21 protein-coding genes are annotated in these 22,695 nt (G+C 66.2%); 11 read left to right on the forward strand and 10 right to left on the reverse strand.

Annotated features, from left to right (window positions below; genetic code table 11):
• Window positions 1–117: 117 nt before the first annotated feature.
• Window positions 118–1,008: a manganese catalase family protein gene (locus GVY39_RS17200; RefSeq protein WP_159925639.1), complete on the forward strand. Its 891-nt coding sequence runs from the start codon at window positions 118–120 to the stop codon at window positions 1,006–1,008.
• A 93-nt stretch (window positions 1,009–1,101) separates the two neighbouring features.
• On the opposite strand, the gene GVY39_RS17205 is transcribed toward GVY39_RS17200, so the two are convergent.
• The 3 genes from GVY39_RS17205 to GVY39_RS17215 form a co-directional block, all read right to left on the reverse strand.
• Entirely contained in the window at window positions 1,102–1,665 is a 564-nt protein-coding gene (locus tag GVY39_RS17205) for a hemerythrin domain-containing protein (RefSeq protein ID WP_159925641.1), read from the reverse strand.
• Between the two features lie 95 nt (window positions 1,666–1,760).
• Window positions 1,761–3,089 (reverse strand): FAD-binding domain-containing protein, encoded by a 1,329-nt coding sequence (locus tag GVY39_RS17210; RefSeq protein WP_159925643.1) that lies wholly within the window; start codon window positions 3,087–3,089, stop codon window positions 1,761–1,763.
• A 174-nt stretch (window positions 3,090–3,263) separates the two neighbouring features.
• On the reverse strand, window positions 3,264–3,941 hold the full coding sequence (locus GVY39_RS17215; RefSeq protein WP_201295250.1) for a TetR/AcrR family transcriptional regulator: 678 nt from the start codon (window positions 3,939–3,941) through the stop codon (window positions 3,264–3,266).
• A 155-nt stretch (window positions 3,942–4,096) separates the two neighbouring features.
• Between GVY39_RS17215 and GVY39_RS17220 the strand changes: the two genes are divergently transcribed.
• Window positions 4,097–4,891, forward strand: a complete 795-nt coding sequence (locus GVY39_RS17220; RefSeq protein ID WP_159925645.1) for an SDR family oxidoreductase — start codon at window positions 4,097–4,099, stop codon at window positions 4,889–4,891.
• Between the two features lie 67 nt (window positions 4,892–4,958).
• On the forward strand, window positions 4,959–5,726 hold the full coding sequence (locus GVY39_RS17225) for a 2OG-Fe dioxygenase family protein (RefSeq protein WP_370523802.1): 768 nt from the start codon (window positions 4,959–4,961) through the stop codon (window positions 5,724–5,726).
• A gap of 115 nt (window positions 5,727–5,841) precedes the next feature.
• On the opposite strand, the gene GVY39_RS17230 is transcribed toward GVY39_RS17225, so the two are convergent.
• Both GVY39_RS17230 and GVY39_RS17235 read right to left on the reverse strand, forming a co-directional pair.
• Window positions 5,842–7,641 (reverse strand): CocE/NonD family hydrolase C-terminal non-catalytic domain-containing protein, encoded by a 1,800-nt coding sequence (locus GVY39_RS17230; protein ID WP_201295251.1) that lies wholly within the window; start codon window positions 7,639–7,641, stop codon window positions 5,842–5,844.
• A gap of 333 nt (window positions 7,642–7,974) precedes the next feature.
• Window positions 7,975–9,198: a cytochrome P450 gene (locus tag GVY39_RS17235; protein ID WP_159925656.1), complete on the reverse strand. Its 1,224-nt coding sequence runs from the start codon at window positions 9,196–9,198 to the stop codon at window positions 7,975–7,977.
• A gap of 388 nt (window positions 9,199–9,586) precedes the next feature.
• Here GVY39_RS17235 and GVY39_RS17240 point away from each other — a divergent pair, with 388 nt between their 5' ends.
• Window positions 9,587–9,979, forward strand: coding sequence for a hypothetical protein (locus tag GVY39_RS17240; RefSeq protein ID WP_159925658.1), 393 nt, complete (start codon window positions 9,587–9,589; stop codon window positions 9,977–9,979).
• Between the two features lie 79 nt (window positions 9,980–10,058).
• Here the strand turns inward: GVY39_RS17240 and GVY39_RS17245 are convergent, their stop codons facing one another.
• Window positions 10,059–10,679: a TetR/AcrR family transcriptional regulator gene (locus GVY39_RS17245; protein WP_159925660.1), complete on the reverse strand. Its 621-nt coding sequence runs from the start codon at window positions 10,677–10,679 to the stop codon at window positions 10,059–10,061.
• A 240-nt stretch (window positions 10,680–10,919) separates the two neighbouring features.
• Between GVY39_RS17245 and GVY39_RS17250 the strand changes: the two genes are divergently transcribed.
• From GVY39_RS17250 to GVY39_RS17270, 5 genes are all read left to right on the forward strand, one after another.
• Window positions 10,920–11,846, forward strand: coding sequence for a metal-dependent hydrolase (locus tag GVY39_RS17250; protein ID WP_159925888.1), 927 nt, complete (start codon window positions 10,920–10,922; stop codon window positions 11,844–11,846).
• A 10-nt stretch (window positions 11,847–11,856) separates the two neighbouring features.
• Window positions 11,857–13,017, forward strand: coding sequence for a hypothetical protein (locus GVY39_RS17255; RefSeq protein ID WP_159925662.1), 1,161 nt, complete (start codon window positions 11,857–11,859; stop codon window positions 13,015–13,017).
• Between the two features lie 137 nt (window positions 13,018–13,154).
• Window positions 13,155–13,610: a peptide-methionine (R)-S-oxide reductase MsrB gene (msrB, locus tag GVY39_RS17260; protein ID WP_159925664.1), complete on the forward strand. Its 456-nt coding sequence runs from the start codon at window positions 13,155–13,157 to the stop codon at window positions 13,608–13,610.
• Window positions 13,607–14,122 (forward strand): peptide-methionine (S)-S-oxide reductase MsrA, encoded by a 516-nt coding sequence (msrA, locus tag GVY39_RS17265; protein ID WP_201295252.1) that lies wholly within the window; start codon window positions 13,607–13,609, stop codon window positions 14,120–14,122. Before msrB ends, msrA begins: the two co-directional genes overlap by 4 nt.
• 163 nt (window positions 14,123–14,285) lie before the next feature.
• The gene (locus tag GVY39_RS17270; RefSeq protein WP_240679464.1) at window positions 14,286–15,032 is read left to right on the forward strand and encodes a DUF2165 domain-containing protein; all 747 of its coding nucleotides are present in this window, start codon (window positions 14,286–14,288) and stop codon (window positions 15,030–15,032) included.
• 32 nt (window positions 15,033–15,064) lie between these two features.
• Here the strand turns inward: GVY39_RS17270 and GVY39_RS17275 are convergent, their stop codons facing one another.
• Together GVY39_RS17275 and GVY39_RS17280 are read right to left on the reverse strand one after the other, a co-directional pair.
• Window positions 15,065–17,971, reverse strand: a complete 2,907-nt coding sequence (locus GVY39_RS17275) for a UPF0182 family protein (protein WP_159925668.1) — start codon at window positions 17,969–17,971, stop codon at window positions 15,065–15,067.
• 189 nt (window positions 17,972–18,160) lie between these two features.
• On the reverse strand, window positions 18,161–18,436 hold the full coding sequence (locus tag GVY39_RS17280) for a TetR family transcriptional regulator C-terminal domain-containing protein (RefSeq protein ID WP_236565501.1): 276 nt from the start codon (window positions 18,434–18,436) through the stop codon (window positions 18,161–18,163).
• Between GVY39_RS17280 and GVY39_RS17285 the strand changes: the two genes are divergently transcribed.
• Window positions 18,413–20,539, forward strand: a complete 2,127-nt coding sequence (locus tag GVY39_RS17285) for a glycoside hydrolase family 3 C-terminal domain-containing protein (protein ID WP_236565502.1) — start codon at window positions 18,413–18,415, stop codon at window positions 20,537–20,539. The two genes, GVY39_RS17280 and GVY39_RS17285, sit on opposite strands and share 24 nt — an antisense overlap.
• Before the next feature lie 12 nt (window positions 20,540–20,551).
• On the opposite strand, the gene GVY39_RS17290 is transcribed toward GVY39_RS17285, so the two are convergent.
• Window positions 20,552–21,847, reverse strand: a complete 1,296-nt coding sequence (locus GVY39_RS17290; RefSeq protein ID WP_159925670.1) for a DUF3533 domain-containing protein — start codon at window positions 21,845–21,847, stop codon at window positions 20,552–20,554.
• A 66-nt stretch (window positions 21,848–21,913) separates the two neighbouring features.
• Here GVY39_RS17290 and GVY39_RS17295 point away from each other — a divergent pair, with 66 nt between their 5' ends.
• The gene (locus GVY39_RS17295; RefSeq protein WP_159925672.1) at window positions 21,914–22,513 is read left to right on the forward strand and encodes a TetR/AcrR family transcriptional regulator; all 600 of its coding nucleotides are present in this window, start codon (window positions 21,914–21,916) and stop codon (window positions 22,511–22,513) included.
• 18 nt (window positions 22,514–22,531) lie between these two features.
• Here GVY39_RS17295 and GVY39_RS17300 read toward each other — a convergent pair whose 3' ends face one another.
• Window positions 22,532–22,678, reverse strand: coding sequence for a DUF1059 domain-containing protein (locus GVY39_RS17300; RefSeq protein WP_159925674.1), 147 nt, complete (start codon window positions 22,676–22,678; stop codon window positions 22,532–22,534).
• Window positions 22,679–22,695 lie beyond the last annotated feature (17 nt).

The raw sequence follows: 22,695 nt of genomic DNA on the forward strand, positions 1-22,695 counted from the left end.
GGTGAAACCCGTATCGTCGCCATCGAACAAGTAACGCATCTCTGCTCGTCCTGCGCTGCGTGAGCACTGAAGCCGCGCTGGAGGCTAGAACAGCCGACCATACTGGTAAGGAGAGCGATGTTCACCCACAACAAGGATCTCCAGTTCGAGGTTCGCGTGGACCGTCCCGACCCCCGCTTCGCGACCCTGTTGCAAGAACAGTTCGGTGGCGCCAACGGTGAATTGAAAGCCGCCATGCAATATTTCAGCCAGGCGTTTCTGTTGCGTAAGAAGCATCCGAAAACCTACGACCTGTTCATGGACATCGCCACCGAGGAATTCAGTCACCTCGAGATCGTCGGCGCCATGATCACGATGTTGCTCGACGGGCTCAACGACGATCTGAAACAAGCCAACGAGCGGTGCGACTGGATGCCGGTCGTGTCGACGTCCGGCGGACGGGACCAGGTCATCCACCAGGTCGCGGTGAATCCGCTGTACTTCGTGTTGAGCGGCGGCGGACCCGCGGTGAAAGACGCGGCGGGCGTGCCGTGGTCGGGCTCGTTCGTCGACTCCAACGGTGAGCCGTCGGTCGACCTGCGCAGCAATCTCGCCGCAGAGTCCCGCGCCAAGATCGTCTACGAGTACCTCAAGCAGTTCACCGACGATCCCGGCGTGCAGGACACGCTTTCGTTCTTGATGACCCGCGAAATCGCGCACTTCCAGCAGTTCACCGCGGCGCTGAACGAATTGCCGATCAATTTCCCACCCGGAGCGCTGCCCGGCGACGACCGGTTCCAGAACGTCGCGTTCAACATGTCCAACGGCGCGGCGAGCGCCCGTGGTCCCTGGAACGAAGGGCAGGGACCGTGGCCTGCGGGCACGGAATGGCGCTATATCGACAATCCGGTCACCGAATGGCTCGACACCGACGACCGGGTGAATCACGGCGCCGAGACCAACCCCGACGGCGAGCCCGCGGTCCACGGCACCAAACCGTTCACTCACGAACTGCATATGCCGGACTGACCTTGCGCCTTCGCCGCAGTTCGGATGTGGCGGCTCAGGCGCTCTCGCGGCGCGCGGCGCATCGAAGCCGCGCGCCGCGCGCATGATCCGGAATCAGTGCCGCGGCTTGCTGATCGCGTCTTTGGCGCGATCCATCATCGCGGCGAACGGTCCCACCAAAACGTTCGCGGTCGCGGACTCCACTCCCGGATGCGGCCGGGTCGGGGCCATCGTCTCGGCGAGTTCCACCGTCCTGCGCATCCGTTGCAAGGTATCGGCGTCGAGTTCCTCGCGCAGCTGCGTGAATTCCTCTCGTTCTTCGTGGTCGGCATGCGCCAGCACGGCTTCGCGCAACGCGGCCAGTTTCACCTGGAATTCCATCGAGCTGATGTCGAGTTCCTCCATCGCCGCGAGCTGCTTTTTGGCCTTGTTCTCTTCCTCCAGCCGCGCATCGACGACGGAAGCTCCATCACCGATTTCACGACGGGCACGCGGGTGGATGATCTCCTCTTCGGCTGTTTCGTGCACGGCGAGCAGACGCCGCAGTTCGAAGAACTTGCTCTCGCGCTCCACCGGATCGGTGGTGTCGGCGGTCTCGACGAACAGTTGCCGGATCCGGCCGTGCTGGTGGACGAGGAAATCGATCGCGTCGGTGGTCGAATCGATCGTGGTTGCCATAGTTGATCTCCCTCGGGCTGTCGGGACGGGCTGACAAACTACGTCCGTCGCGGCGGTACCCGGCAGCGGTCACGCGAAACCGCGCGGATGACCCGCTAGTTGCGGCCGCTACCGGCGATAGGGGCTGGATATACCGAAGTCGGCACGCGATGCCGCCACGGGCGATGGATCTCCGAACCCGGCAGGGAAGCCAATTCCGGTATCCAGCGCCGCACGTAGTTCCCCTCGGGGTCGTAGCGTTCCGCAGCGCCGGCGGCGCCCGGGTCGAGACGTCCGACGGAGAACGGAATGCGCAGGCTTCCCGCCACCTGCTGCCAGGTGAAGCGGCTGCTCGCGGCGTCGGCGTCGAGCAGCCACCGCCGGAAGTGTTCGGCGCCGACCCGCCAGTCCACCCGCAACGTCGTAGTGAGGAAATCGGCGGCGATCACCCGCGCTCGTTCCGGCATCCATCCCTGCGCGGCCAGTTGCCGCATCCCGGCGTCGACGATCGGGTATCCGGTACGGCCGTCACGCCAGGCATGGACCACGACCGGATCATGGGGGTGCCGCTGGCGGAGGCGATCACCGTACCGGGCGATGTCGGCGCGGGCGGCGAGGAACTGGAGATGGAAGTCGCGCCGAGCGAGCAGGCGGAGGAAGGCGCGTCCGTCCGTCGTCGCCATGTCGGTGCGATGCGCCATCTCGGCCGCGGAAAGACAGCCGAAATGCAGGTACGGCGACAGCCGGGAATACCCCTCCCTGGTGAGATCGCCTCTTGGCCTGCCGCGTGACGGGTTCCGGTCGTCGGTGCAGCCCCGCCACAGCGCACGCCCTGTGATCTCCCCGCCGACGGACAGCTCCGGTGAAACAGCGGCATCGCCGAGTTCGTCGAATCTGGGAACGGGATCACTGTCGAGGCGAGGGACGATCAACTCCGACGGCTTGACCAGGGGACGCCGCTTGGGAGCTTCCAGCCATCGGCGGAAGTAAGCCGGGAAGTCGGGAACCTGGTCGCTCGCTCCGTGCGGGGCGCAGTCGGACGGATCGACGGCGGTGATGGTGGCGGGATGGGTATGCAGCAGGCAACTGCGACGCGCCAGCCGTTCCCGCAGCGCCCGTGTCCGGCAGCGGCTGTACCAGGTGGCGTCCTCGGCGACGTGGACGCTGTCGGCGTGTACCTGCGCCGCCACCTGATCCACGGCATCCACGTAATCGCCGTGTCGGATCACCAACTGTCCACCGGCGCAGCGCAGTTCGGCATCGAGCTCGGCCAGCGCGGCGGAGAGGAACCGAAGCTGATTGCCGGCGGGGCGGGCGCTGCCGACGATACGGTCGTCGACGACGAAGAGAGGAACCACCGCCGCCCCCTCGCGCACGGCGGCCAACAGGACGGGATTGTCGTGGACACGCAGGTCACGGGTGAAAAGTGCGATTGTTATGGCCATCCGGTGGTCATTTTCGACGACAGGCACCCGTCGAGCGGATCGACGACGGCGGAATCGGGCATTCGGTTTGCGGTGGCCACGCCGAGGCGGGCGATATCGGAGTAATGATGTTTACGCCAATGCTGCGGGACCGCGGCTGCCATGTCAAGTCGGAAACACGCGCAGCGCCCTCGGTCAGCGTTCGCGGAACAGATCGATGAGCCAGGGTTCCAAGTCTGCGCTGAGCGCGGTCAGGTCCGGCTCTTCCGATTCGTCGAGCGCGTCGGCGGTGAGTTGACGTACGGCGTAGACGACGCCCATGTAAGCCGTGACGGACAGGGGTGGTTGCCGATCGCTGCTCGCGCCTTGCACCAAACCCCGGATATGTTCGGCGAACCGGCGTAGCGACTGCCTTCTCCGGCGGCGGACGGCGGGCCCGAGCGCATCGATCTCGACCTGGTAAGCGCGAGCGACGACCACGTCGTCCTGCAAGGTGCCCAGGTACCGGCTGAGGGCCGCACCGACGACGGACCTGCGGTCTCTGCCTTTGATCTCCGCCGTGATGAGCTGGGTCAGCAGCACTTGGATGAAGCGGTCGTAGCCTGCGAAGACGCATTCGTCCTTGTTGGCGAAGGCGTCGTAGAAAGCCGCCAACGAGACTCCGGCCCGCTTCGCGATGTCGGTGGGGCCGAATCCGGAGTAACCGCGGGCGGCCAGCAGTTCGGTCGCCGCGGCCAGCAGCCGTTCTCGCTGCGCGGCCAGCACCTGCTCCCGCGCCAGCTTGTGCCGACCACGCGGCAACGCCTCCGGAAGTGTGAAGAACACTCCGTTTCGCACCGGCGTGATCGGTGCGTCGGCGGGAGCGGCGGACACCCTTGCAGACTACCGAGCGGGCGAGCCACCACCACGAGTCGCCCGAACGACCGGCTCGGCCATCGCACAAGCGCGCACGGCCTCGTGCGCGCGGTCGCGGTCGGCGGTAATCCGAGTTCGCGTATGAGTGCGACGTCAGTGGGTAGCCGCATCACATGACAGACAGACCCCTCGCACTCGTCACCGGAGCTTCCAGCGGTATCGGCTTCGAGCTGGCTCGGCAATTCGTCGAGCACGGCTACGATGTGGTGATCGCCGCCGAAGACGACGCCATCGAGACCGCCGCCGCGTCATTGCTCGACCCGAGCTTCGAGGTGCGCCCGGTGCAGGTCGACCTGCGGACGGCGGGCGGCGTCGAACAGCTCTACCGGGCCGCCACCGAATACGGGCGGCACCCCAGCGCTGTCGCCTTGAACGCGGGCGTCGGCCGCGGCGGCACGTTCCTGGAAACCGATTTCGACGACGAACTGTCCATCATCGGTCTCAACATCCGCTCGACCGTGCACCTGGCCAAACTCGTCCTGCCCGGCATGGTCGAGCGCAACGACGGCAAACTGCTCTTCACCTCCTCCATCGCCGCCACGATGCCCGGCGCCGGCCAAGCGGTGTACAACGCGTCGAAATCCTTCATCCAGTCGTTCGCCGAAGCCCTGCGCGAAGAACTGCGGGACACCGATGTCACCGTGACCGCCCTGCTGCCCGGCCCCACCGACACCGACTTCTTCCGCCGCGCCGGGATGCTGGGCACCCGCGTCGGCCGCATGACGAAGGACGATCCCGCCGAGGTGGCCCGCCAGGGCGTCGAGTCCCTGCTGAGCGGCCGGCAACAAGTCTTCGCCGCCTCGCTGCTGTCCAAGGCTTTCGGCCTGGCCAATCACGTCCTGCCCGACGCCGTCAAGGCCAGAGCCCACCGGATCCTCTCCACACCTGCCCGAACCGGCTCTCATTAGCCCCTGGTCGCGAGCGTCGACGACGTCGCGCAGAGGTCAGAGAAAGGCAGATCATCCCGTGAAGCGAATCCCTACCGCGGCGGGGACGGAGGCGCAGCAATCACCGCAGGCACTGGGGCGGGACCGACCGGCGGTGGAAGCCGCTCGGCACGCCCTGGTCACCGATGGCGTTCACCTGATGCCCGCCGCACTCACGACATCAGCTCTCGGTCTGGAGACAGCGGACTGGGATCGCTTCCGTCGACATTGGGAAGATCTGAGCACAGACGTCTACGCCGGCGCCCACGGAACATGCAGGCTGCGCCGTTACGGGCAGTTCTCGCTCACCGGCTCGAGCGAGCGGATCGGGCGGTTGCCTCAGAATACGTTCGTGCAGCCGGAGAACAGCAATCCGCTCTACATCGGCGTGGATCGCACTTTCGAGCCCCTGACCGAATCCTTCGTGGCCGACCCCGTGTTCCTGGCGGTGCTGCGACTGCTCGCACGGATGGCGACGGCATTGGACGCCCCGGCGCGATGGAGCGCGAAGGTACATCCCTTCCGTGTGATCGCATCGGCGGACGCGAACGGTCTGCCCACACCGGAAGGCCGCCACCGCGACGGCGTCACACTCGTCTCTTCGCTTCTGGTCGGCAGGCAGAACGCTGCCGGTGGCGCGAGTTCGGTATTCGATTCGAACGGAAGACGGCTGCTGCGAAGCACACTCGGCAGGCCGGGAGCGCTGCTGCTCGGCGACGACCGCCGCACCCTGCACAGTGTCTCGCCGGTACGTCCGGTCGACCGAAACCGCCCCGCCTATCGCGATGTTCTGGTGGTGACGTTCGCTCCGGGCTGAAGCGTCCGGCTCGATCCGGAGCGTCAGGGACGGAAACAGTTGATGCGCAGGGCGCTCGGACGCGAGCCGTCGACCGTGGCGTGGCCCCGTGCTGGAACCGGGCCACGCACAACGGTCACCCGAGCGGCAACTCCAGGCAGGAGGCCGCGCCGGCCGGTGAACTGATGGTGATCCGGGAGTCGATCGAATTGGCATTGGAATAGAGGAAGTCCATGCCGTCGATGACCAGCATCAATCGGTGGCCGTCCGGCACGTCGTAGGCGGCTGCCTGCAAGTCCCAAGCGACGGTGGCGGGCATGCCCGACTCGACTGTTTTCGGCTCGTGGGTGATGATTCTCGCCGAATCGTCCTCGTCGACATCGAGCAGGTAGGCCACCACCGTCGCGGCCTCGTCGGTACTGTCGATGGTCACCTGTAACCGCGGGATCCCGCGAATCTCCCGGGCTATCCCGCCGCGCGCCGCCAGCAGCGGCCCCGTCGACCACACCAGGGCATGGCTGCGATCGATCTCGTTGGTCCGGTAGATCTTGGGATTGCCCGCCCACTCTTCCTGGCCGGTGGCCATGAGCTTGTCCATCGCGAGGACCTGGGGCTCCTTGCCCACGGTGAAGCTGCGCTGCCAACCGGCCGTTCCCTCGGGCGTCAGTGCGCCGTCGCCGCCTTCACGCTCATCGGTCAGGATCAGCGTTTCGGTGTCGGTGGTGACGTCTGCCCACGAAGCCTTCTCCTCCCGCCGCGCCGGTTCGATGATCACGTTCTGGCCGTTCCCGGATGGGGTGGTCACGTAGGTGAACATGACCTGGTTGCTGATCTCCGGCCACGTGTCGACGCCGTTGTCCTCGCGTTTCAAGTAGTGATCGAGCCAGGCATACGCCTCGCGCAGCGGCTCGTTCGGTCCCGCTCCCGGCATGGGTGGAGCGATCAGCCCGGGGCCTTCCGGCGCCGCGTGATCGCCGATCCACATGTTCAGTCGCTTGGGCCGCGGCAGCTTCTCGAAGGTTTCCAGCACCTGGTTGACGGGGAAGAGCCCTTCGTGCCAGGTATTGGAGAAGAAGGTCGGGATCTCGCGGGAGCCGACATAGCTTTCCGGCGCGCGGTCGGTGCCCCAGTCGACGACCGGATCCATATCCGTGCCCTCCGCGAACTTCGCCAGGATCTCGAGCGTTTCCTCGTCGAACTTGTCCGCGGGGTCGCCGCCGGTCAGGGCGATCAGCGCGTCCACCGCCCGCAGGTGGCGAGTGTGGTTGTCGTACAGGCTGGTAGCGAGGTTTCCCCACGTGCTGAGTGCCACGACGACATCCACCCGGTCGTCGTGCGCGGCCACGAGCTGACTGATGCCCGAGCCGTAGGACTCGCCCATGAACGCGACGCCGCTGGGCGAGAGCTCGTCTATCGCGTATTCGAGCACCGCGGAGCCGTCCTCCCGATCCTTGGGACCAGCCACGTCGACGGTCCCTTCCGATGTGCCGAACCACGGCAGGTTGGTACCCGGCAGCGCGGTCCAGCCGATGCCGCGTGGCGTGTAGGCCAGCACGTGGTAGCCCTTCACCGCGAGCGTGAGGTAAGCGTATTCGAACAACGGCCAACCCACGGGTGTCCATCCGGCGGGAAAGACCACCAGCGGGCAAGATCGGGTGCTGGTCTGCCGCAGCATGTGCGCCGACAGCCCGATCCCGCCCGGCGCCTCGATGCGCGGGAACGTCGGGACGGCGACGTTCAGCGCCCGGCTCACCAAGTCGGCCACATCATCGGGCACCAGCCCGTCGCCGCTACGCTCGCGCAGCGCAGCCACCAGGTTCGACGCGAACTGCACTGCTTCCGGGCGGACCTGCCCCCGCGCGTCCCAAGCCCCCTCGACCGCGATTCGGGCGAGCTGTTCGGACGTGGTCCCGACGATCGGATCTCCCTGTGACATCGGCGTCATCGATCCTTCCTGCCAGTTTCTGCGGAACTGCGGACCGCAGCAGCTTGACATGACAGGCGATAGGCTGTCCTAGATTTCGATGATGTGTTCTCCGTTCGCAACAGGCCCTGACCAGCGGAAACGCGGGGGCGGAGGCCCACATTGGCGGCGTTCGCGGCCGTAACGTCATCGCGAGCGGCGTTCGAGGAAGCTCGAACGCCGACTCGTGCCGGTCTCCCGACGCGGCAACCGGCACCCTACGGAGACTCGGCGTCGATCCGGCCTCCGATCGCGGTCCGGAACAAGACCTCGGCCCCCGGCACGGGTTGCCGCGTCGGGCCGCACTCACCCCCGTTCGTCACCGAGCTTGACCGGCAGGGACAGCGGGCCGATGGTGAAGAAGGACGGCGAATACGGGATGTTCTCCGGATCGATGGCGAGTGCGAGGTTCGGCAGCCGTCGATAGAGCGAGGCGAGCGCGAGCCGTCCCTCCAAGCGGGCCAGCCCCGCCCCGATGCAGTACCGCGGTCCATGGCCGAACCCGAGATGTCCGCCGTGCTGCTTGCGGGTGATGTCGAACTCGTTCGCCGTCTCGCCGTACTGGGCCGGGTCGATCCCGCATGCCTGGTAGGCCACGCCGACCGCCTTGCCCTCGGGAATGGTCACGCCCGCCACGGTGACTTCCGTCAGCGTGAACCGCCAACTCGTCATCATCACCGAATGGCGGTAGCGCACAGTCTCTTCCACCACATCGGCCCAGCGGTCCTCGGCCTTCGCCAGCGCGAGCTGATCGGGATGCCGCGACAGCGCCAGAATGGCGTATCCGAGCATGTGCACCGTGGTCTCGTGGCCGGCCACCAACATGATCCACAGGACGGCGACCAGCTCTTCGGCCGTGAGCTTGTCCCCCTCGTCGCGGGCTTGCACCAGGCCCGTGGTCAGGTCGTCCCCGGGCTCCCGCTGCTTGCGGTCCGCCAGTTCGTACAGGTACAGCATGAGGGCGTTCTGCGTCGCGAACGCCTCCTCGGGCGGAGTGGTGTGCGCCAGAAGGGTCGCGGTCCAGCGCCGCAGCCGATCCCGCTCCGGTTCCGGCACTCCGAACAGTTCACAGATCACCGCCATCGGCAGGGCTTCGGTGAAGGTGGGCACCAGGTCGACACCGTCGCCTGCCGCCACCACCGAGTCCAGCAATCGGTCGATGATCTGTTGGACGCGCGGCTCCAGAGCCTGCACCCGGCCCGGGGTGAACGCCTTGCTGATCAGGCCGCGAAGCCGACGATGGTCGTCGCCGTCCTTGGTGGACAGGTGATCGCCCTGCACGATGGCACGCAAGGGCCAGTCCTCGGGAATCGAACCGTCGTACAGGGCAGGCCAGTGCTTCGGATCGCGGGCGAAGGTCTTGTTGTCCCCGGCGAGGATCTCGCGCACCGCGTCGTGGGTGAGCGCCAGGTAGGCGGGCACGCCACCGGGGAACTCCACCTCGACCACCGGCGCGATCTCCCGGAGCCGGATACAGGTGTCCAGCAGATCCTCGTTCGCCGCGGGGAATGCGGGCAGGCTGGTTGTCATCGGTTTCCCTTCTGCGCGTGAGCCCTTCAGCCGTCGTAGCGACGGTCGTGCACGAGTATCACGGCGAGTCCGCCCGACGAACCGGTCAACGGACGGATCCTGCCTCCAACCGGAAGCCGAACGTCGCAAAACGAAATTTCGGGCACTGCCGGACCGCCCGCGGCAGCGGTCGGGTGGCGGCGTTCCGGCGGTCCGGGCGGACAATCAGCACGCCGGTCGACTGTTGGCGAAGGAGGACGAGTTCGTGATCCGAGTCGCCGGGAAGGCACTTGCCGGGGCCGGGTCGAAGGTGGGGCGTCGGGGGGCGGGCGAGGTCGGCGTGGCGAAGTCGGCGTTTCGCGAGGACACTGAGGACGTAACGCCCACCTCGTCCCCAGGAGCACATGCGATGGCAACCAACGGGCCTTTCGGCATCGATCCGGAAGATTTCGAACGCGCCCTGCGTGGGGCGGGCACCGAGCTCCGCGACCTGCTCGGAAAAGCCGGCGTATATCTGGATCGCGTAGATCAAGCGAGCCTCGGTTCACTGGCGTCGCTGTTCGGTCAGTTCGTTCAACCGGAACGGCCACGTCCACCGGAAGCCGAGGGCGAGACCACCGGGGAGACCGGCAGCGGGGTGTGGGCGATCTACAGCATCGATGACCTCGGCGAGGCCCGGGTCGACCAGGTCTTCCCCAGCGAACTCGAAGCCTTGCGCGCGCATCGCGACAACACCGATGCGCGCCGTCGGGTGCGGTTCCTGCCCTATGGGGTTCCGGCGAGCGTGCTGGACGCGCCCTGACGGCGCCGACGCTCCCACGAGTAGCAGCCGGAGACAGAGCTGCCGTATCGGTACCGCGACGAACTGTCCGAACGAGGCGCTAGACGCTCGCCGACGGCTTCATCTGGGCGACGATCGCGGCTCCCATCCACCGGCGTAGGTATCGTCGCAGGTCGTCCTCGCCGCGTGGCGGGTTGCCCGGAGAGATGAAGAAGGACTGCATCGTCCGGAGCACGTATTCGACGAGTTCGTGCAGCGACTCGTCGTCGTATCCGTAACGCTCCCAATCGACGTCGAAGCGCTTGATCATCGTCATCCCGAACGCTCGCGCTTCTTCGGAGGTGAGGCTTTCGGGGTGAACGTTCGAGTACGTGCTCGACAGCAAGATGCCGAGGTGGGGCGTTCGCCGTACCTCGGCCAGCGTGTAGACGACTGCCTCGGTCATCGCTTCCACGGCGTCTTCGATACCGCTGACCTGCTGCGTCAGCCGATCGAGGAAACCGTCGACCGACGCGATCGCCGCGGCCGTCATCAGCGCGTCCGCACTCGGGAAGTATCGGTAGACCGTCTGACGGATGACACCGAGCGACTCCGCGACGTCGGCGATGCTGATCTCCGCACCCGTGCGCCCGATCAGATCGACTGCGGCGGCGACGATTCGGCGAGAAGCTTCCTCGTCGTCTTTCGGCGGACTCCCGCCCCACCCGCGCCTTCGTGCCACTGCCCGCTTCCTCGACTCGAAGCCTGTCGCTTGCGAACCCCCTGAATGGAAAGCCTGCCGACCATCCGGATCAGAGATCGACCGTATCACAGGGTGGCCCCCTCCCCCGGCCCGGTGTTCGAGCGTCCGATTGTCATCATACACAATAGCCATTTTGTGTATGATCACCGAAACAACATGGCTCGCGGCATCGGAGCGATGCCCCCGGGCCGGTGCATTTCGAAAGACGAGGTACAGCCAGTGACCGATCTTCAAGTCCGGAAGATGCGCTTCGCATTCGCCGACTACGACGTGCCCTTCTTGTGGAACGAGGAGAATCCGGCCTTCTCGTCCATGGCCAACGCGGTGTCTTTCCTGGCGATCGGCTTCGAGAAGATGATCGTCAACATGATTCGCGAGGCCATGCCGCTGATCACCGATCCAGCGGTCGCTGAGGAAGCCGACGCGTTCGTACGCCAGGAAGGGCAGCATTCCACCGCCCACCGCCAACATGCCAACGGCCTCATCAGGCGCTACCCGGGGCTACAGGAGACACTCAACGAAGTGATCGCGGAATTCGATCGCCTCACCGTGAACACTTCGGTCGAATACCGGCTCGCCTACACCGCCGACCTGGAGGCGACCTTCACCCCGGTGTTCAAACTGATGCTCGACAACGACGACACGCTGTTCCGGCCGGGAGACGACCGGGTAGCCTCCCTTTTCATCTGGCACTTCGTCGAAGAAGTCGAGCATCGAAGTTCCGCATTGATCATCTTCGATTCGGTCGTCGGAAGCGACGTATACCGGATGCGCATGGCTCCGTCGATCTTCCGTCACGTGATGAAGGTGATCCGGTTGGCCTGCGCCGGCTTCAATGAGCATGTCCCGCTGGAGGATCGGAAGATCGACGCATTGTCGATGTTCGCGTCCTATCGGCGTATGCAGAAGCTGCGTAAGTGGTTGCCGTTCCTTCATGCCGAGGACAACGGACCGATGCCCCGCGCGTTCGACCATCTTCCGCTCCGCGAGCAACTCGTCGCGTTGGCGGGCGTCATTCGCAGTCAGCTGCCGAAGCACAACCCGGACCACGAGAAGCTGCCCGCACTGGCCGGCGTGTGGTTCGAGCGCTACGACGCCGGCTACGACGTGTCGCACTGGTACACCGCTGACACGGTCGCAGGATAGGAGTGGACCGATGGCTGACCTTTGCGCGCCCACCTTCGACCAACTCGCGACGGAACTCGGCTTCGCCTGCGCGGAGGTAGGCGGACTGGTCGAGGTGCGAAATCCTTTCGCGCTGGAGAACTGGACGCTGCCCGTACTCGAGTTCACGATCGTCCTGGGGGCGATACTCGCGCTGATCTACGCGATCGTGCGTTTGCGCCGCCACGGCGATCCCACCAACTTGGTGCTCTGGTTCGGCGCGACCGCATACCTGTTCATCATCGAACCACCCTTGTACTTCCCGGCGGCCTTCGGTATCGATGCGCATGTCGACACGATGTTCGCGCACAACTTGTTCACCGTGGAATTTCTGTGGGGCCGATTACCGCTCTACATCATCGCGATCTATCCGTTCATGGCCACACTGGCCTTCGAAATAGTCAGGATGCTCGGAGTCTTCCGGCGGTACGGGGTACTCGCGGGATCGGTGGGCGTGGGCTTCGTCCACCATGCCTTCTATGAGATCTTCGACCATCTCGGACCGCAGCTGCGGTGGTGGGAATGGTCGATCGACAACCCGATCAATCAGCCGATGTTCGATTCGGTGCCACTTCCGAGCGTCGTGGTATTCGCGGCTTTATGGCCGATGTCTCTGGCGTTCTGTGTCCAGTTGTTCGTCGGCCGCCACGTCGATCGAGGGCAATCCTTCTCCGGGCCGCAATTGGTCTGGCGCACGGTCGTCATCGGCATACTCGCCTCGTTGGGCACGGCGGTGTTGCCGATCCCCGCGACGGTGTTGGGGATGGGAAGTACCACGGTGCGCGGATTCCTCTACGCGACCGAACTGGTGATCGTCACCATTGTCGCCGTCGTGATCCTCACCCGCCAGTGGCTGCGGCTGCGGCGAGCCTCTGCGGAGAGCGCGCCCTACACCAACGCCTTCGTCCGGATCTACAGCGTGGTGTACCTGGGCGTCATGGCATTCCTCTGGGTGACCGCGTTGCCCGACTTCTTCGGCGCCGTCGACGGCGTGACGAGTGAAGGCGACCCCATCGGGAATCTCTGGTACACCCTGGCGTGCTTCGTCGTCGCCATTCTCTGCGTGATCGCCGTGTTCACCGTGCCCCACCGGAAAGCGCAGGAAATCAGCGCTCCCTCTGTTGCCGAAGATGCCGTGACTCGCACGGCATAGCGGCGGACAGCCGAGGCTGCGGGCGGCGGGCGGCGCAGGGCGTCTGCCGGCCGCCCGGCCGGGGTGTGACGCCGGGCTCGCCGGGATTTTCCGAGCCTGCGCGCGGGTTGTACCAGGGGCCGATATGAGGAGGTCATGTGGCACGGGAGTACAACCGGAATCCCGCGGCGATCGCCGCCCTGTCCCCTGAGCAGTACCACGTCACTCAGGAGAACGGGACCGAGCGGGCGTTCACGGGCGAGTACTGGGACAACCACGAGCCGGGTATCTATGTGGATGTGGTGTCCGGTGAGCCGTTGTTCGCCTCGGTCGACAAGTTCGACAGCGGATCGGGATGGCCGAGTTTCACCAAGCCGATCGACGCCGGGAACGTGGTCGAGAAGCGGGACTTCAGTCATCTGATGGTCCGCACGGAGGTGCGTTCGACGCACGGCGACAGCCATCTCGGGCATGTGTTCACCGACGGCCCCCGCGAGGCGGGCGGCTTGCGGTACTGCATCAATTCGAAAGCGCTGCGTTTCATCCACCTCGACGATCTCGAGGCGGAAGGCTACGGACAGTACAGGACTCTCTTCGCGAAGGAGAAGGCGTGACCGACACGCGCAAGGCGATTCTGGCCGGTGGATGCTTCTGGGGTATGCAGGACTTGATCCGCAAGCAGCCGGGAGTGGTGTCGACGCGCGTCGGCTACACCGGTGGACGCAACGAGCACCCCACGTATCGCAATCACCCGGGCCATGCGGAGGCCGTGGAGATCGTCTACGACCCGGCCCGGACGGACTACCGGAATTTGCTGGAATTCTTCTTCCAGATCCACGACCCGACGACCAAGAACCGCCAGGGCAACGACATCGGCAGCAGCTACCGGTCGGCGATCTTCTATCTCGATGACGACCAGAAGCGCACCACCCTGGACACCATCGCCGATGTGGAGGCCTCGGGGCTGTGGCCCGGAAAGGTGGTCACCGAGGTGACCCCGGCGAGCGCGTTCTGGGAGGCCGAGCCCGAGCATCAGGACTACCTGCTGCGCTACCCCGACGGCTACACCTGCCACTTCCCCCGGCCGGGGTGGAAGCTGCCGAAACGGCAGACCACCGCGCAGTAGGACAGGACGCCTCGGCGGGAGCTCACGTGAGCTCCCGCCGAGGTGCTCGACGGAAAGCTGTGACCTCATGGACTCCGGTCCTACCGCACACCGATCACTGCGACGGCCTTTGGAACGGGCCGGATAGAGGTCGTGACCGGCCGGGGTGACGGAAGGCTTTGCGATGGAAGCCTTCTCGATTCCCGGGCCTCCCCGCCGTGGGGACGGAGCACGATCGGGGTGCTTATATGATCGTCGACGCCTGGATGGCCTGACATTCATGCCAGTCGACCCGAGGTGGAAGTATATGAAGCACAGTGGCGCAAAGGTTCTCGACGTGCTCGGTAGCCGTCGGATGGCGGTGGCGACGCTGGCCACCATCACCGGCTTCTACTATCTGTTCGTCGCCTTCACCAATTGCGTGGACACCGACACCAACCGCAACGGTGTGGCCGCTGTACTGTCGATGAAATCGACGATCCACACTCCGGGAACGGATTGGCGGGCGATCACCGACAGCAATGTCGCGCTCGTCGCCTACATTCTGATCGTGATCTGGGAATTCCTGATCGCCTTCGTGCTGCTTTCCGGCGCGGCTGTGTGGGTCCGGGTGCTGACCGGGCGGCCGCGCCGGCTCCGAGCCGGACTCGACGTGGCGGTGAAACTGTCGAGCCTGGGTTGGACCATGGCGATGCTGCTGTTCGCAGGCGGTTTCTTGACCGTCGCGGGCGAATGGTTCCGTATGTGGGCCAACGACGACGTCAACGCCTCCTCGGCTGCGCTGCAGAACTTCCTGATCGCCGCCGTGGGCCTGATTCTCGTTCACTTGCCGGAGTCTCCGGCCTCGCAGTATTCCGCCGTACCTGGAACGAGCTCGGCGCAGCCTGATTCACGCGGAACAGTCGAAGTAGCCGAATCCGCCCGGGAGTGAGACCAGCGGAGGCGGGATGCCCGACGCGAACGTCAGCGACCGTTGCGATCGAGGTCGTTCAACTGCTTCTGGAGACGTTCGAGCGCCGCGCGGATTTCGTCGATCTGCGCGTTGAGTTCGGCGATCTTCGCTTGATCCGCAGGCGGTGGCGGTTGCGCTGACGGTTGTGGCGACGGCTGCGGCGCCGGTTGCTGGCCCGGTGGCAGCGGAGCCCCGGGACCGCCACCGGGTGGGGTGGCGAGCCGGCCGGTCCCTGAACCGAATACTTGGTCGAGCGCCTCGGCCAGGGTCGGCGCGTATCCCACCAGCACGCCGCCGGTGCCCGGTTCACGGTAGCTGACGAGCACCCGCGCCAGCTGCGGGAATGTCGACGCGTTCGGTGCCGTCGAAATCCGTTCGGTGAACAACGGTTCGACGTAGAGCACGCCGCCGTCGGCGATCGGCAGGGTGAGCAGGTTGCCGTACTGGATCCGGTTCGAGCGCTCGAGCAGCGTTCGCTCGGATGCCACTCTGGTGTCGGAGATCATCGAGTTCTGGATCTGTTGCGGCCCTTGGGTGAGCGTGTCGGTCGGCAGCTGCAAGACGCTGATCTTGCCGTAGCTCTCGGGATCGGAGTGCGCGGAGACGTAGGCGGAGAGGAATTCCCTGTTGTACCCCACCATCGCGCTCGCCAGCCGGAACGACGGCTCGGCGGTGTCGGTGTCGCCGATCAGGACATAGAACGGAGCCTGGTGCGGGTTGGTCTCCACGGTGGGATCGCTCGGCACCGACCAGAACGCGTTGGTGGTGAAGAATTCGCGCGGTTCGTCGACGTGGTATTTGGCCAGCATCTCGCGTTGGATCGTGAACAAGTCCTCGGGGTACCGGAAGTGCGCGCGCAGTTCCGGCGTGATCGACTCCTCGGGTTCGACGGTGCCGGGGAATACCTTCATCCACGCCGCGAGCACCGGATCCTGCCGGTCGACCTGGTAGAGAGTGACCGTGCCGTCGTATGCGTCGACGGTGGCCTTGATGGAGTTGCGCACGTAGGACACCTGTCGCGGTGATCCTCGGCGGGCGTCCTCGCCCGGCTCGAGAGCTTCCAGGGAGCTGCCCTTGGCGTAGGGGTAACCGTCGACCGCGGTGTAGGCGTCGACGATCCAGACGATGCGGCCGTCCACGACCGCCGGGTAGGGATTGTTGTCGGTGGTCAACCACGGCGCGACGAGCTCGACGCGATGGCGAGGATCGCGATTGAAGATGATCTTCGACTCAGGACCGATGGCCTTGGAGAAAATGATGTTGCGTTCGGCGTAGGTGGCCGCGAACGCGAGGCGATCGAGCCAGTTCCCGATGGGGACACCGCCTGATCCGGTGTAGGTGTACTTGGTGGTGTCGGTGTCGTACTCGCGGGGCTCGCTGCCGCCGCCGACGATGGCATAGTCCGGGCTGGCATGGGCGATCACTTCGCCGTAGTACACGCGGGGCTGATCCACCCGGATCACCTGCTGCCCGGATGCCTGGGAAGCGATATCGCCGACCGCGTAGATCGGGTATCCGCTGTTGCTGCTGGCAGCGTCGCCCGCGGCCTCGCGGACCGCCGCGTTGACCCGGTTGGCAGGTGCGGCGACGAACCCGTTCCCGTGGGTGTAGACGGTGTGCCGATTGACCCAATGGCGCTGATTGCCGCTCAGCGCGCTCGGCGTCAGCTCGCGCGCTGCGACCACGTAGTCGCGTAGTTCCCCACCGACGCGGTACCGATCAAGGTCCAGATGTGGTGGGAAGCTGTAGAAGTTCTTCAGCTGCTGTTGCTGGGTGAAGGTTCGCGACAGCACGTTCGGATCCAGCAGGCGTACATCGGCGATCGTGGTCACGTCCGCGGGCACCTCGGACGGCGGCTTGCTGCCGACACCGGAATAGGCCTGGTAATCGACCCGATCGCTGCCTATTCCGTACGCCTGCCGAGTAGCCGCGATGTTGCGTTCGATATAGACGCGCTCCATGTCGGCGGCGTTCGGGCGGACGGAGAACTGCTCGACGGCCAGCGGCCAGACCGCTCCGACGAGAATCGAGGACAACAACAGCAGCGCGGCGGCCATCGCCGGAATGCGCAGGTCGCGCACCACGACGGCGGCGAAGATCGCCACGGCGCAGATGACGGCGATCGCGAAGAGAATCAGGCGGGCGGGCAGCACGGCATTGATATCCGTGTAGCCCGGCCCCGCGAAGGTGGGCTCCTTGCTGCTGCTCGAGAGCAGCGAGTACCGGTCGAGCCAGTAGGCGGCGGCCTTCAAGACGATGAACGCACCAGCGAGCACCGCGAGCTGGACGCGCGCCGCATGCGTCAGGCCGCGGGATTTTCCGGACAGCCGCAGTCCTCCGAGCAGGTAGTGCGTCGCGAGTCCGGCGAAGAAGGCGAGTACGACGGCGACGAACAGCCAGTTGACGACGAGACGGTAGAACGGCAGGTCGAACACGAAGAACCCGACGTCGTGGCCGAACTGGGGATCCGACACACCGAAGGAGCCGCCGTGGAGGAACAGTTGAACTGTCATCCAGCTCGATTGCGCTATGAGGCCGCAGAGCAGACCGAGCGTCGCGGCGATGCCGAGCCCGAACCGCGACGGCCGCCGCAGCACCATCGCCCGATACGGCCGGAGGCTGTCGTCCTGCCCCGCATCGGGGACGAAGAGCGGACGGAACCGGAAGGCGAGCCACATCGAAGCGAAGAGGACGCCACCGATGATCAGGCCGACCACGACGAACAGCGACAAGCGCGTGAACAGCGCGGTGAGCCAGACGCCTCGGAATCCGACTTCACCGAACCACAACCAGCTGACATAGCCTCTGATCAGGCGGGGAATGATCAACAGCGACACAACGAACACCGTGGCGGCGATCACCAGCAATCGAGTGCTGCGATGCAACCGCCGCGGGCTGGGGCCGTCGCGTGCGCTCATCTCCCACTCCTGTGGCTGCGTCCGGCCGAACGAGGTATGGCCGACGCGAACCACCGAGTTCGAGTCTACCGGCGTGGATCGAGGCGTCGTGCTCGAACGAACAGCGTGCACCGGCGGCGTGGGCACGGGTGGCCGACTACGTGATCTCCGGACCCTGGAGTCCCACCTACCTGCCGCTACGCACGGGTGTCAGCGCTCGGAGTCCCCGGAGCGTTCGATCAGCTCCCACAAGTACGCCACGTGGTCGGCCATGTCCACGCCCGGGTCGTAGAGCCACTGCGTCTGCAGGCCGTCGAGCAGGGCCGACGTGATGACGGCGAATCGGTCCGGATCGATGTCACGGGGAAGGCGACCCGATTCGCGGAGTTCGGCGACGGTGCGGGTGAGCGCCTCGCGGACAGTGCGGTAGCGGTCGCGGAAGTAGTCGGTCCGGTCGCCTCGGTGACCTTGACCGACGGCCCGCACGGTGTGCGCAGACAGCCGGGGGCGACCGACCACCTCGGGCTGGCCGAGAGCCTGCCCGCCACCTGCTTCCCGCCCGCGGTCGGGCTCGCGCAGAGCTGGGACACCGAGCTGGTGCGGCGGGTGGGCGCGGCGCTCGGCCGGGAGGCCCGCGCATTGGGCGTGGACGTGCTGCTCGGGCCGGGAGTCAATATCAAGCGGGATCCGCGCGGCGGGCGCAATTTCGAGTACTACTCCGAGGATCCGCTACTCACCGGCCTGCTCGGCGCGGCATGGGTGACGGGCCTGCAGAGCACCGGGGTGGGCGCTTCCCTCGAGCATTTCGCCGCCAACAACGCCGAGCACGATCGGATGCGCGCGAGTTCCGACATCGACCCGCGCCCGCTGCGCGAGATCTACCTGCGCGCGTTCGCCCACATCGTGCGCACCGCTCGGCCGTGGACGGTGATGTGCTCCTACAACCGCGTCAACGGCGTGCACGCGGCGCAGAACCGCTGGCTGCTCACCGACGTGCTGCGTGACGAGTGGGGATTCGACGGTGCGGTGGTCTCCGACTGGGGCGCGGTGGCCGACCGGCCCGCCTCGGTGGCGGCCGGGCTCGATCTGGAGATGCCCGGCGGCAGCGGCGTCTCCGACGAGCAGGTGGTGGCGGCGGTGGCCGCGGGCACGCTGGACGCGGCGGCCGTCGACAGGGCTGCGCGGAACGTGGCGACGCTGGCGGCGAGGGTAGTGGCCGGACGCGAACTCGCCGATGCCGCCGATACCGCCGACGAGCACCATCGGCTGGCCCGCGAGGTCGCCGCGCGCTGCGTCGTCCTGTTGCGGAACGAGCGTGACCTCCTGCCACTCACGCCAGGGCGCTCACTCGCGGTGATCGGCGAGTTCGCGGTGGAACCCCGGTACCAGGGTGGCGGCAGCTCGCATGTGAACCCGACCCGGCTCGATGTGCCGCTCGAGGAGATCCGCGCGCTCGCGGGCTCTGCACAGGTCTCCTACAGCCGGGGTTTCACCACGGCCGACCCGGACGCGGACAACGTCGCGCTGCGGGCGGAAGCCGTCGACGCCGCCGCGAACGCGGACGTGGCTGTGTTGTTCCTCGGCTTGGCCGCCACGCAGGAATCCGAGGGATTCGACCGTGAACACCTCGAGCTGCCCTCCGATCAGCTGGATCTGCTGGAGGCGGTGGTGCGAGCGCAACCGGACACGGTGGTGGTGCTCGCGCACGGCGGAGTGGTGCGGCTGGCCCCGGTGGCCGCACTGGCGCCCGCGATCCTGGACGGCGGGTTACTCGGCCAGGCCGGCGGCGGCGCACTCGCCGACGTGCTGTTCGGTGTGGTGAATCCATCGGGGCGGCTCGCGGAAACGGTGCCGGTTCGGTTGCAGGACACACCGGCCTACCTGAACTTCCCGGGCGAGAACTCGCACGTGCGCTACGGCGAGGGACTGTATGTGGGCTACCGCTGGTACGACAGCCGGGATATGGAGGTGTCCTTCCCGTTCGGGCACGGCCTGTCCTACACCACCTTCGATTACTCCGAGCCGGCACTCGCGGCGGACGAAGCGGGAATCACGGTGCGCGTCCTGGTCACGAATACCGGTTCCCGCGCAGGCCGCGACGTGGTGCAGGTGTACACGGCGGCGCCCGGATCCTCCGTCACGCGTCCGGCCCGCGAGTTGAAGGGGTTCGCCGTCACCGCCGACCTGGAACCCGGGGCGGGCGAGGAGGTTTCCATCCTGCTCCCGCGAGACGAACTCGCCTATTGGGAGACTCGCGTCGACCGCTGGATCGTGGAGACCGGTACCTACCAGGTGTGGGCAGGCGCTTCCAGCCGGGACTTGCGCGTCACCGGGCGGGTGGACCTCACCGGAGACGAACTGCGGATCCCCATCACGGCGGAGTCGACCCTGGGAGAGGCGCTGGCCGATCCGACGGCGGCGGCAGCGCTGGCCGAAGTGTTCGGCGGTATGTCCGAGAGTATGGGTGAAGGGACCGCGCTCGGCATGGACATGATGCGCATGATCGCCTCCATCCCGCTGAACCGCCTGACCGGCTTCGGCGTCGACCCGGAAAAGCTCGACACACTCCTGGACGCCGTGGACGACTGATCACCGGACCCTTCATCGGGCGGCGGGCACCCGCACGACCGGTGCGCTGTCGGCGGGCGCTGCCGCGCGGTGCAGTCCCCGGTGGTCGTAGACATAGGTGGCGATGGCACCGAGGAGCAAGCCGATTCCGAGGCCGAGCAACGTCATCCACAATCCGAGGCCGAAACCGGCTTCGGCGCGGGCGTCGAAGAACAAGATGGCGCGCACGGCCAGATAGATCTGGTGCATCGGTTCGAAGGCGGCCAGGTTCGCGATATAGGTGGGCGTCGCTTCCAGCGGAACCGTGGCGGCCGACGACGGCAGGCCGAGGACGACGAACAGGATCAAGTTGACCAGCAATCCGGCGGTGCCGAAAGTGGCCAGGACGGCCAGCGCGGTCACACCGACGGCGACGATGGCCAGTGTTCCGTAGAGCCACAGCAGCAGCGCGCTGCCCAGCGGAACACCCAGCGCCGCGGCCACGGCGAGGAATATCCCGGACAGAATCGGCGCCGCGGTCACGAGAACCGCCCACTTCACGAGCAGCGTATGGAAGCGGGAGATCCCGGTGGCCGGCGGTTGGACGAACCACGGGCCGTATTCGGTCGGAGTGAAACCGAGGACCGAATCGACGAGTGTGTGGATGATCATGGCGCCGGTGAAGCCCGCCAGCAACACGATCAACGTATAGAAGAACGCGACCAGGCCCTGCCCGGCGGCATCGTCCATCGGGCGATACGGCGCGGTGACGATCTGCACGGGATCGGTGAGCATCAGGCGGGCGGCGCCACTGAGCTCGACCGGCGCACCGGGCCCCTCGGCGAGGGCGGAATTCACCTGGTCGGTCAAGTTCTTGCCGACGGTCTCGTCCACCTGGTCCAGCGCACGGTCGGCGATGCGTTGCATGATGCCGGTTGTGTAGGGCCCGACCCGGGGGTTGGTGTGGATCGTGATCACCGGGCGCTCGATCTCACCGGGGACCACGGCGGCCGCGCCGAGAATCGCCAGCCGCTTGGTGAAGTCGGACGGGATGACGATGGCGCCGTAGACCTCGCCGTACTGCAACTGCTTGCGCGCCTCGGCGATGCCGACGACGCGCAGATCGACCTTCTCCGCCGGGATGCCCGCGACCAGCGCGTCGGTGACCTGGGCCCCGATATCGGCGGGCTTGCCGTCCAGCGTGTCGCCCACGTCCTGGTTGACCAGCGCTACCGGGAAATCGTGCAGGTTCTTCTCGGTATTGCCCGCGTAGCCGAGGTACATGGTGGCGAGCAGCGCCGCGAAGACCATCAGCACCGCGATCGGGGCGGTGAAGGTCCGAACCGTCATGAAAAGCAAATGTAGTCACCGCCTACAAAGTAGGCAATGCCTACATTTTGTTATCCTGCTGACACCATGGCGATCTCCCGAAGCCGGTCCTACCACCACGGCGACCTACGAGCCGAACTGCTGCAGCGCGCCGAGGCGACGCTGCGCGAGTCCGGTGTCGACGGCCTGTCGCTGCGCGGGCTGGCTCGTGACGTCGGTGTCAGTCACGCCGCCCCGACCCGGCATTTCAAGGACAAACAGGCACTGCTGGACGCTATCGCGGTGTCCGGTTTCGAACGACTCGCCGCGGCCCTGGAGCAGACCGCGGCCGCGAGTTCGATCGACGGGCACATCCGCGCGCTGGCCCGGACCTATTTCCACTTCGCGACCGAGAACCCGGCGCTCATCGCTCTGATGTTCGCGCGCAGGCACAGCCCTGCGGCAGGCGATGCGATGTCCCAGGCGGTGGACGCCGCGTTCGCGATTCCGGTCACGCGCATCGCCGAAGCGCAGAAGCTGGGCGAAGTGATAGCCGGCGACCCGCGGCGCATCGCACTGTCCGCGGTCGCCGCGCTCCAGGGCCTGGCCACCTTCGTCGGCTCGGGCGTGATCGCCGCTGACACCGCCGACGAACTGCTCGACGAGACCACCACGCACATGATCGAAGGCCTGCGCCCCAGACCGTGACGGCGCGAATACCCTCGATCAGTACGCGATGAACAGGATTTCGTCGCGCGAATACTCGTGCCCGGGATGGTTCTGGGCGAGATGGGCTTGCGTCTTCTCCACGAGGTCGTCCTCGTCGGTTCCGACGATAGATTCTCCGCACGGGCAGTTCAGATTTCGCTTCATCAGCGTCCTTCCTTCTC

Origin of the sequence: Nocardia sp. CY15 (genome assembly GCF_009829295.1) — a bacterium.
Classification (GTDB): Bacteria; Actinomycetota; Actinomycetes; order Mycobacteriales; family Mycobacteriaceae; genus Nocardia; species Nocardia sputi.